The organism is Calothrix sp. CBUCES-K 9914 (assembly GCF_059640475.1).
This window is the reverse complement of record NZ_JBXXZH010000334.1, coordinates 1-8,624: the sequence shown is the minus strand read 5'-3', so window position 1 is coordinate 8,624 and position 8,624 is coordinate 1. Positions and strand designations below refer to the sequence as shown.

General features: G+C 39.1%; 7 protein-coding genes. 5 read left to right on the top strand and 2 right to left on the bottom strand.

Annotation, left to right across the window (positions count from 1 at the left end; translation table 11 throughout):
- Positions 1 to 22: 22 nt before the first annotated feature.
- From AC2JBO_RS40205 to AC2JBO_RS40195, 3 genes are all read left to right on the top strand, one after another.
- Positions 23 to 358 carry a hypothetical protein gene (locus AC2JBO_RS40205; protein ID WP_496959228.1) on the top strand — a complete coding sequence of 112 codons (336 nt, stop codon included), beginning with the start codon at positions 23 to 25 and terminating at the stop codon, positions 356 to 358.
- Between the two features lie 221 nt (positions 359 to 579).
- Positions 580 to 873 (top strand): hypothetical protein, encoded by a 294-nt coding sequence (locus tag AC2JBO_RS40200; RefSeq protein ID WP_496959227.1) that lies wholly within the window; start codon positions 580 to 582, stop codon positions 871 to 873.
- Positions 874 to 1,089: 216 nt separating this feature from the next.
- A complete protein-coding gene (locus AC2JBO_RS40195; protein WP_496959226.1) occupies positions 1,090 to 1,368 on the top strand; it encodes a ribbon-helix-helix domain-containing protein in 279 nt (92 codons plus the stop codon).
- A gap of 262 nt (positions 1,369 to 1,630) precedes the next feature.
- Here AC2JBO_RS40195 and AC2JBO_RS40190 read toward each other — a convergent pair whose 3' ends face one another.
- A complete protein-coding gene (locus tag AC2JBO_RS40190) occupies positions 1,631 to 4,642 on the bottom strand; it encodes a TIM-barrel domain-containing protein (protein WP_496959225.1) in 3,012 nt (1,003 codons plus the stop codon).
- A gap of 542 nt (positions 4,643 to 5,184) precedes the next feature.
- On the opposite strand from AC2JBO_RS40190, the gene AC2JBO_RS40185 reads away from it, so the two are divergent.
- Complete coding sequence (locus AC2JBO_RS40185; RefSeq protein ID WP_496959224.1) at positions 5,185 to 6,594, top strand: sugar porter family MFS transporter; 1,410 nt, start codon at positions 5,185 to 5,187, stop codon at positions 6,592 to 6,594.
- A gap of 264 nt (positions 6,595 to 6,858) precedes the next feature.
- On the opposite strand, the gene AC2JBO_RS40180 is transcribed toward AC2JBO_RS40185, so the two are convergent.
- Positions 6,859 to 7,824 carry an NAD-dependent epimerase/dehydratase family protein gene (locus AC2JBO_RS40180; RefSeq protein WP_496959223.1) on the bottom strand — a complete coding sequence of 322 codons (966 nt, stop codon included), beginning with the start codon at positions 7,822 to 7,824 and terminating at the stop codon, positions 6,859 to 6,861.
- Between the two features lie 453 nt (positions 7,825 to 8,277).
- Here AC2JBO_RS40180 and AC2JBO_RS40175 point away from each other — a divergent pair, with 453 nt between their 5' ends.
- Positions 8,278 to 8,484, top strand: a complete 207-nt coding sequence (locus tag AC2JBO_RS40175; RefSeq protein WP_496959222.1) for a hypothetical protein — start codon at positions 8,278 to 8,280, stop codon at positions 8,482 to 8,484.
- Positions 8,485 to 8,624 lie beyond the last annotated feature (140 nt).

Here is an 8,624-nt window from a genome sequence, read left to right as displayed (position 1 = left end):
ACATTCGTAATTGGTTTGCTCATTGCTGTTATTGTACCTCACCAGCTTAGGAAAGGCTATATTATTTTATGGAACTTTCATACAAACACCCATAGCAGTAGCGAATAATTCAAGCCCCAGTGCTGAAATACAACACACGGCACCTTTATTAAATAATCTCGGCGCCTATCATCACCCAATTTCAACAAAATCAGAACTTGCTCAACGTTATTTTGACCAAGGACTAATTTTGACTTACGGGTTTAATCATGATGAAGCAGCTCGCTCATTCCGTACTACAGCAGAAATAGATGACACCTGTGCCATGTGTTACTGGGGAGTTGCTATAGTTAAAGGTCTTATTGCCTCACAATTGTAGCATAGGCATCTCGCCTGTGCGGTTCTGGTGCGGTCAGGCGAGACGCCTAACCTACGCAAAAAAAATAAGGTAAGCAAAAATGAAATTAAGATGCTTTTTCTGATAATGTTAACCTGACCGCGCGTCTGGAAGGACTAACTAAATTTTACGGCGTATCCCTATTAATTTCCGAGCAAACGCTACACCATCTAAGTCAACCTGAAAAATATCAAATTCGGTTTTTGGATAGAGTAATAGTTAAAGGACGGACTGAAGCAATAGCAATTTATGAAGTACTCGATGCAGAACTTGAAGCAATTCGAGCATTGAAAATCCAAACGCAACCAGAATTTGAACTGGGATTAGAGTACTATAAAAGCAGTGATTTAGCTCTTGCAAAAACATATTTTGAAAAAGTACTCACCGTTCATCCCTCAGATAAAACATCATTACTTTACTTAGAGCGAGTAGAAATCTTATTAAAACAGGGAGTTCCCGAAAACTGGAATGGTATTTGGGCTTTAACACAGAAGTAATAATTTTTTATGTTCAGAAGGCGCCTTTAATTTAAGCGTGTAAGGTGTTGCGGGGAGCAAGAAAGTACTCTCCCGACGTACAAAACTAATGAATGGGTTGATTTCCATACTTTCACTTACAATCGATAGGGAAGGCGCCTGCAATATGCATGTGCAATGAAAGCTGATAACATGTCATTATATAGATAAACTAAAAAATTAGGTAAGTTATACTATATGGAAAATTTAATTATTCTTAACGACGTAGCTATTTCACCTGACTTATTAGCCGCAACAGATAAAGCTGTTCAACAAGGGAAAGCCAAAAGTCGTAATGAGTTTATAGCTAAAGCTTTGCGTCGAGAATTAGAAGCGCTGAAAAGGGCAGAAATTGATGCACGATTGACAGAAATGATTAATGACCCTGAGTATCAAAGAGAAGTATTGCAAATGGAAGCCGAATTTGCAACTTCCCAATGGGAGGCTTTGACGTCTCTACAAGTATTGTGGGATTAAATAGGGCTTGCTGAATAGAAATATAACCTTTACCATGTAAGGATTTCAAGCATTTTTATTCCAATTAGGTGCAAGAGTTAAGGCGCCTATCGGCTCAAAATCCGTGCATTTGGGTGGAAAAATTAGGGCTTGATTTTTAAGCTAACCTCCGAAACAACCATTTTTTGTACTGTGAGCGCATCCAGATTAATTTTGTGGAGTTTTTCAGCAAGCCCTAAATAAAATAATTTGTCTGTTGGGTAGAGGCTTTGCGGAACCCAACCTACAGTTTTCCTTTGGTTGAACCTGAATATGTAATGTTTTTAGTTTGAATTTGATTGTTGTCTCCTGTTTGCCATTGCCATTTGCCGACACTGAGTTTTTTCACACATTTCCATTGAATTGATGTGTTAGGTGATAACCCAGATATTAAACCTGTCCATTTTGGTGTTTTTGGGCCTGGCCCGTTATGGTTTGGTGGTGGGTTGTAAATGTATTCGTGGTAAACGTTTGGTGATAATGCTTTGCCTTTGTTTGTATCCCAGTTTCCTAGCTGCGGTTTGTTTCCTACTACGTATATGCTTTCTCCGGGTTTTGCCCAAGCGTTGTCACATACAAAGTTTATAGATGTTGTAACGGGAATGTTTGTTAGATTAAATTTAAATTCTTTGTCTTGTTCGGCGCCTGTAATTCCTGATTTTGCGATAATTAAGTTATCTCCAGCATTATACCAACCACGAGCGGCGCCTTCAAATTCAGTTTTATTATTAAATTGAGTTAATTTTGTACCATTTACAGTGACAGCAGTAGCTTTGGCGTTTTCAGCGATTAATTGTACTATATTGTTTCGCTGTTGAATTGCTCCTTGGTAGGTGCCTTTAGCTTTTTCTATGGTGACTGTTGCAATATTTCCTGATTTTACAGCTTTAATATCTGTAGTTCTGGTTTGATATATTGGCTCTTTGTTTTCAGTATAGCTGATGGTTGAGCCGTCATCTTCGTAGAGTGTAAATTGGCTGTTTTTTTCGTCAGGATAAACTTTGAGAATTAGGTCATTCTTTAAAGTTCCTGCTCCAAAGACGTTTTTGGTTTCAGTATCAACGTGCATTAGTGGGATAATGGCGCCGGAGCGAACAAAAGTAGGTAAGCGGAGAATAGCATCTATATAAGTAGGAAAAGATTTTATCCATTCACCAGTACTACTTAACCATTGATTAGTATGGTAATTTATCCATTTGCCTTGAGGTAGATAAATATCACGTTCATATTCGCCATGTTTAGCAACGACACCTACCATGATATCTTTACCGATTAATTTCTGGTTGCCCATGTTTCTAACTACTGGGTCATTTTGGAAATAGAAGACAAGGGGAGCTATTAGAGGTTCTGCAAGTAAATGCGCGCGGTAAGCGAGAGAATAATAGTAAGGGGTTAATTCATATCGCTGGCGAATATTTTCTAAGTTGATTTGTTTATAACCTACTAAATTGGGTGCTGTTTCATAACGCTTTGCAGTTTGAAAACTATTGTCTGTGTGGGGACGAACGGGTACATCAAACCAGGCGCCATTTGCAAACCATTGTGTGTACATTTCGGCTTGATACTGTAAACTACCAGAATGATTCTCGTTATAAGGAACACCCTCACGTCGGAAACCACCAATGTCTGACCCATAATAATCAATACCTGAGAAAGACATATGCATTTGTGAATTTAGATGAGTCGCAAGTAATTCTAAGTTGGAACCAATATCCCCCGACCACATCGCGGCGCCATATCTTTGAGTACCAGGGGCGCCGGAACGTGTAACAATAAAAGGTCTACGGTTGATTTCGTTACGATGGCGGAAATAACCTTCATATATAGATTGGTTCCAAAACAAGTTGTAAAGGTTATGGATATCTTTATGCTGATTACGTTTAACACCTGCAACTTCCATACCCTCATAACAAGCATTACCATCGTACTTTTCCGGTTCTCCTAAATCTGTCCAATGAGCGAGAATTCCCTTTTGCACTAAATTGGGAAACCGTCGATTTTCATGTACCCATTCACCAGCAGCTTTATCCGACCAATCTACCATCCCAGCTTCACCAAACCAGTTTTTGAGAATTACGGGTGCAGATTGGTTGCTGGCATCACATTGATTATTAGTTCTTTTATAAACCAATAGATTTGCTGCTTGCATTAGTGCAAAAGTATTGGTATTTTTACTAATGTAAGCTTCTTCAATGGCAACAAAACCAATGCCATCTTGTAGAAAATCAGCAATTTGTTTTGCAGGGTTAGGAAATTCAAAGTTATTACCATCGTTACTGGTTGTGTGCCAATCTAATGCTCCCATGCGACTATTAGGACTGTCTTTAATAATTCCTCCAAACCATTGCAAGTCTAAAACAAATCCATCAACAGGAAACTTATCCGCGCGTAAACCATCTCGAAGCGTTTTAACTTGATTCCAGTTTTTGTAACCAAATTCTGAAACCCACATTCCAAAGGCTTTTTTTGGTGGTACTGGAGGTTTGCCAACCAATTCGAGATAATCTCGGCGTAAGTCGGGTAAATCTTTACCTGTCATTATATAGAAACGAATTTGCTCACCCTCCATTTGGACTTTCCAGGGTGTGCTAGTAAAGTCCCAGCGCTGTTTGTAAGGGTTATCGAGAAATAGAGCATAGTTAAGATTATTTTTCCCTAAACCATACATAATTGGAAACTGGACATTTCCCACCATCCCCGCAGAGCCAAATGGCATAAAACCGTTTCCATACGCTTGTTCTTGCCATTTGGGTTGTTCTTCTCGTACTCCATGACTTAACCAGTCTCCATCAGCAGAGCCTAATTTTTTAAACTGTTGTCCTAAACCATATACGTTCTCGATTTTTTCTGGCGCCAGAGTTAAACCTTTCCAGTCTTGCTGTAAATCTTGTGGGCAAACGGTAGTTAATGCAGCTTTTTTAACTTTGTCAAAGAGGGAAATACATAAACTGCTTTGATTAATAGTAACCTGAATATCACTTGTTTCGATGATATTTCGATTCTGAGAATAAACGGATGGCCCTGGATAGTTTTTCCGATAAATCATCGGTGAAGTATATAAGGGTGTATTAATATCAGAACTTTTGTCACTATCTTTCTGAGCCGAATACTCAAAGTGAATTAAGTCATTATCTAGTGTTTCAACAATTAAAGTTTGATTATCGTTACTAAATTTGGCTTGCTTGACTTCTGCAACTGCTGGACTACTCAAATTTGATAAAAAAAAGAAGAAAATTAATAGGGAGATATTTTTCATAAAGAGTTTTTGGATAGGGAAGGTTGGCAACGGATAACAACGGATGTAACGGATGGTTTATCCGTTTTATCCGTTACATCCTTTGCAAAGGAATTTAAAGAGAGTTTGCGCTGGCGCCACTCTGTAGTGCGTGGATGTGGTAGCCATTACCGATGTATCTAATTATTCTGCTTAAATCAGTACGTGTAGTAGACATAGCAATTCTTTGTAATGCACCAAGAGTCAAATTTAATACGATGTGATTTGGGATGTTACATCGTTTTTTGAATATTGCCTAGTATAATTAATATTTTCTTAATTATTACAGTATTGAGGTTACAAAAGTTTACATAGTTGCGATTCTTATGTTCAATTGAGGGGTGAGGCTTAGTTGACATTTCTAGATTTATCTGCCTATTAATAGAGAACTTAATTACACATAAGTATAAAAATTAAATTATGTAGGGAGAGATTAACTTAATACAACTAACATTACTATTACTCGCATGAATTTATGCGAGCGGGTTTACCTGCGGAAAATCAAAGAAACTAGGGAATAGGAAATGGCATCTAACAGTCAGGTTTTGACGAAACAACAAAATACAACCTATGTAATTTTAATTGCAGTCGCTGCAGCGCTAGGCGGTTTTTTATTTGGTTTTGATACTGCTGTAATTAACGGCGCCGTGTCAGCTTTGAGCAAAGCGTTCAATATTGATAGCTTCATGACGGGTTTTGCAGTATCTTCGGCGTTGTTAGCTTCCGCTGCTGGCGCCTGGATAGCTGGACCAATTGCTGATAGGCAAGGTCGAATCAAAACTATGGTAGCTGCTTCAATTTTGTTTACATTGGGCGCTATAGGTTCGGGGGCGCCTTTTGGAATTTGGGATTTTATTTTTTGGCGCGCTGTGGGTGGAGTTGGTGTTGGGATGGCTAGTGTGATTGCTCCAGCGTATATTGCTGAAGTGGCGCCTGCTCACTTACGGGGAAGATTAGGTTCACTACAACAGTTAGCGATAGTTGTAGGAATATTTATAGCACTGCTTTGTAATTACTTTATTGCATCCACAGCAGGTTCGGCGGAGGCGCCATTTTGGTTTGGGGTGACAGCATGGCGATGGATGTTTTGGGCAGAAATTCCACCAGCAGTATTGTATGGAATAGCGGCGTTGAAAATTCCAGAGTCACCACGATATTTAATTGCTCAACAACGTTATGAACAAGCAGGGGTAGTTCTTAGAAAAGTGCTTGGTGGTGATGTTGATGCCAAGATAGATGAAATTCGGCAAACTGTGATGACGGAACGCAAGCCTAAATTTTCTGACTTGCTCAGTCGTAGTGGTGGACTACTACCAATTGTTTGGATTGGTATGGGATTATCGATTTTGCAACAATTTGTCGGCATTAATGTGATTTTCTACTACAGCAGTGTGCTTTGGCAGGCTGTTGGATTCTCTGAAAAGGATTCTTTACTGATTACCGTTATCACTGGTGTTGTAAATATTTTGACCACGTTAATCGCAATTGCATATGTAGATAAATTTGGTCGCAAACCTTTACTTGTAATTGGTTCTATTGGGATGACAGTGACTTTAGCTACTTTGACTGTCATTTTTGGTGGCGCCACTGTAGATGCAGTTACAGGTAATCCGAGTCTTTCCGGTGCATCAGGAATAGTCGCTTTGATAGCAGCGAATTTATATGTAGTCTTTTTTGGTTTCTCCTGGGGTCCAATTGTTTGGGTAATGTTAGGAGAAATGTTTAATAATAGAATACGCGCGGCAGCACTATCTTTAGCTGCTGCGGTACAATGGCTTGCCAATTTTCTGATATCTACTACATTTCCTCCTTTGCTGAAAAACTTTGGCTTAGGTTCCGCTTACGGTTTATATAGCATTGCCTCAGCTATTTCTATCTTCTTTGTGATTCTGCTAATTAAAGAAACCAAAGGTAAAGAATTAGAAGAAATGTAATCAAATATGTCCACCCGTAGGATAGGCGTCTCGCCTGTCCTAGAAATACAAAGTTTAAAACTGTAGGTTGGGTGGAGGCTTTACGTAACCCAACAGTTGGTGCATGACGCTACAAGTCTTATAACTACGTTGAAATTTATTCATAGCGTCACGCACCCTACGTTTTTATATGCCACTTGCGTAAGTCCTATAAAATTAATACAGCGATTAGTTAGCAGCAATGGCGCCTTTATTTTTATTTTTATCAGCCATCAAAATTAAGCTTTACATCATTTCTAATAATCCCTCGGAGCGTGAAATCACTGGTGTATAACCAAGTTCGCGTCGTGCTTTTGTATCATCTACAGTAACTTCACACCCAATCATAGATAAGGCTGTGCGAGTAATTGGAGGTGAACCTTTGAGGTTTAATAAATTCCAAGCAGTCTCTAAACTCCATGCCAATGTCCAAACTAACCAGTGTGGTATGCTAAGTCTCCCTGGTTTAACTCCTTGAGTTTTTGCTAACTCTGTAATAAAGCTTCGGAATTCCACAGTTACACTATCGGTAATAAAGTAAATTTCACCACCCTTTCCTCGCTCTGCCACACAAATCAATCCCTCACACAAATTTTTGACGTGGCATGTAGAGATAGGATAGCGACCTCCAGATATCCAGGCAAAATTACCATTACGCATAGCTTTAACAAAGCGCGCGAGTAATGTGGTGTCTCCTTTTCCCCAGACAAAACGGGGACGAACTACCATTGTTGTGAATTCATCTGAATTTGCTTCAACAACTTTTGTTTCTGCAATTGCTTTGGTAAGTGCGTAGTAACCTAATGGTTTTGCTGGAAGAGGGTGAGTTTCATCCGCGTTGATAATTGGTTTTCCTTCTATCAAAACAGCGTCGGTACTCACATAAACAAGGCGCCGTACACCTGTTGCTCTTGCTGCTGCAATGGTTTGCTCTGTTCCACTTACATTGACTTTCTGAAAATCTTCTAAAACTCCCCAATCATCTACCTTTGCAGCTACATGAAATACTACTGAGCATCCGGACATCCCAGACTTTAGTGCCTGTAAGTCATTAATATCCCCACTTATGGGAGTGGCGCCACAAGATTCAAGAATATGAATTTCTGACTCCCACTTAACTAGCGCGCGTACTTCAACACCTTGTTGCACAAGAGTTGTTATGAGGTTACGACCAACAAATCCAGAACCACCAGTTACAAAAACACGCATCATTTTGTCTCCTTAAATTTAGTACACTTAATTTTTTGAACTACCATTATTTGTTCAGTCGCGCTTCAACCGCCTTAAAAATTCATTTCATAGTTAATAGAGAATTTGTTTCACGGTTGGTTACTGCTCCCCAACGCAATTAGCCGTAAAATCAAATTCTACAGATATTAATGCATTCTAGTGTAATTTCATACAACACAATTTTGGTATAGGAAATTGTTCCTATATAATAACAGCTAGGAGTTCGTATGAAGCTCAAGTCTATCTCAACACCATTTATTACGACCACAACTATTGTTACATTTGAAAAAATAATACATGTATATTTAGATTCAAAGTTAATCCTTTAATGGCACCCTCTGAACGGTTACAATTAGAGAACTCTTTGGAAACATTGCTTTCCAATCGGCAGATAAACTTGGAAGTAATACTCAATTACTTTTAACGTTTAGATTTATGATTGAAATAGCTAGCGAGTTTCTCAGTCTCAGCAACTTTCAACGCGCGTGGGAAAAAGTTGCGGAAAATCGTGGTTCTGCGGGAGTGGATGGTGAAACTCTCGATAACTTTAAAAGCAATCAAACTGTTAATATTTACTTGTTGCGGGATGCTGTTGCTAATGGCAGCTATCAACCGATGCCTTGTAAGCAAGTAATGACATGAACTTTATGCACCAACGTATTAATACTTAATTTTATCATTAACACGAAAAAATAGGTATTTATAGCCTGCTCCCGGCAGGCTTTGTTCGTATAGTCCCACCCAAGCGCGGGTGTAGGTGCAAGATATAAGCCTCCGACTAG

Coding starts and splice junctions, on each gene's coding strand:
- AC2JBO_RS40195 (WP_496959226.1), top strand. CDS start 1,090: ATGGAAAATTTAATTATTCTTAACGACGTAGCTATTTCACCTGACTTA.
- AC2JBO_RS40190 (WP_496959225.1), bottom strand. CDS start 4,642: ATGAAAAATATCTCCCTATTAATTTTCTTCTTTTTTTTATCAAATTTG.
- AC2JBO_RS40185 (WP_496959224.1), top strand. CDS start 5,185: ATGGCATCTAACAGTCAGGTTTTGACGAAACAACAAAATACAACCTAT.
- AC2JBO_RS40180 (WP_496959223.1), bottom strand. CDS start 7,824: ATGATGCGTGTTTTTGTAACTGGTGGTTCTGGATTTGTTGGTCGTAAC.
- AC2JBO_RS40175 (WP_496959222.1), top strand. CDS start 8,278: ATGATTGAAATAGCTAGCGAGTTTCTCAGTCTCAGCAACTTTCAACGC.